The sequence below is a fragment of the Herbaspirillum sp. B65 genome (assembly GCF_000333555.1).
GTDB lineage: Bacteria > Pseudomonadota > Gammaproteobacteria > Burkholderiales > Burkholderiaceae_D > Herbaspirillum > Herbaspirillum rubrisubalbicans.
This window is the reverse complement of record NZ_BADI01001038.1, coordinates 1-1,992: the sequence shown is the minus strand read 5'-3', so window position 1 is coordinate 1,992 and position 1,992 is coordinate 1. Positions and strand designations below refer to the sequence as shown.

The window sequence follows — 1,992 nt, the reverse complement described above, 5'->3', positions numbered from 1 at the left end:
CCGCTGGGCGAAGTCGCCTTGGCATTTATAACAATTGCGCGAAACGAAACTTTTGAGCCAATTTCCCTATTCCATTCCCAGCCGGGAAGAGATCCTCGGCATCCTGCGTACTTCGTCCGGCGCGCAAAATGCTGCTGCACTGGCAGCCGCGCTAGGCGTCAAGCCTGAAGAAATGGATGGCCTGACGCGCCGCCTCAACGCCATGGAGCGTGACGGCCAGATCAAGCCAGATCGCGCCGGCCACTACAAGCTGACCCACTCGCCCGATTTCATCCTGGGCCGGGTGTCGAGCCATCGCGATGGTTTCGGTTTCCTGCTGCCCGACGATGGCACCGATGACCTGTTCCTGCCCGAGAAGGAAATGCAGAAGGTCATGCACGGCGACCGCGTCCAGGCGCGCATCGTCGGTACCGACCGTCGCGGCCGTCCCGAAGGCACCATCGTCGAAGTGGTGGAGCGCGCCAATACCCACGTGATCGGCCGCCTGTTGAATGAAAACGGCGTCTGGGTGGTCGCTCCCGAAGACAAGCGCATCGGCCACGATGTGCTGCTGGCCGGCCCGCCGGGCAAGGCCAAGGCAGGGCAGGTGGTCAGCGTGGAGCTGACCGAGCATCCCTCCCGCTATACGCAACCGGTGGGCAAGATCGTCGAGATCCTCGGTGACATCGATGACCCCGGCATGGAAATCGAAATCGCCGTGCGCAAGTATGGCGTGCCGCACGAATTCTCCGAGGCCGCCAAGAAGCTCTCGGCCAAGCTGCCCAGCGAAGTCAAGGCGGCTGACCTGAAGGACCGCGTTGATCTGCGCGACGTACCCCTGGTCACCATCGATGGCGAAGACGCGCGCGACTTCGACGATGCGGTCTACTGCGAACCGGTCAAGATCGGCCGCGCCAAGGGCTATCGCCTGATCGTGGCCATCGCCGATGTGAGCCACTACGTCAAGCCCAACGATGCGCTGGATGTGGATGCGCTGGAGCGCAGCACCTCGGTCTACTTCCCGCGCCGGGTCATCCCGATGCTGCCGGAAAAGCTTTCCAATGGCCTGTGCTCGCTGAACCCGGACGTGGACCGCCTGACCCTGGTGTGCGATGCCGTCATCACTGCCAAGGGCGAGATCAAGGCCTACCAGTTCTATCCGGCCGTGATCCACTCGGCGGCGCGTCTGACCTATACCGAAGTGGCCTCCATCCTGGCCAATACCAAGGGCCCGGAAGCGGCGCGTCGCATCGGCCTGGTGCCGCACCTGACGCACCTCTACGAAGTGTTCCAGGCGCTCTTGACGGCCCGCCAGGCGCGCGGTGCCATCGACTTCGAGACCACCGAGACCTACATCGTCTGCAATGCCGCCGGCAAGATCGAGAAGATCCTGCCGCGCACCCGCAACGATGCGCACCGCCTGATCGAGGAATGCATGTTGGCCGCCAACGTGTGCGCGGCCGACCTGTTGAAGCGTCACGATCATCCGGCGCTCTATCGCATTCACGCTGGCCCGACCAAGGAAAAGCTGACGCAGTTGCGTACCTTCTTGAAGCAGGTCGGCCTGCACCTGGGGGGCGGCGACACCCCCAGTGCCTCCGACTATGCCGAGCTGATGCCCAAGGTCAAGGCGCGCCCGGATGCGGTGCTAGGTTGCAGCTCCGAAGGCCGCCGCCAAGAAGGCAGCAGCTCCGAAGGCCGCAGCCGCCAAGAAGGTTGCAGCACCGAAGGCAGCAGCGAAGAAGGTTGCAGCTCCGAAGGCCGCCGCCAAGAAGGCAGCAGCTCCGAAGGCCGCAGCAGCGAAGAAGGTTGCAGCACCGAAGGCAGCAGCGAAGAAGGTTGCAGCTCCGAAGGCTGCCGCCAAGAAGGCAGCAGCTCCGAAGGCCGCAGCAGCGAAGAAGGTTGCAGCACCGAAGGCCGCGCCAANGAAGTCGCAGCACCGAAAGGCGCCCGCAAGAAAGCAGCAGCTCCGAAGGCAGCCGTTGCCNAAGAAGTTGCAGCTCCGAAGGCAGC

The 1,992-nt window shown here is 63.7% G+C and carries 1 pseudogene; it reads left to right on the top strand.

Annotated elements, in window-relative coordinates:
• Window positions 1-52: 52 nt before the first annotated feature.
• A pseudogene (locus I5W_RS24460) lies at window positions 53-1,630 on the top strand (ribonuclease R family protein); the annotation flags it as partial.
• Window positions 1,631-1,992 lie beyond the last annotated feature (362 nt).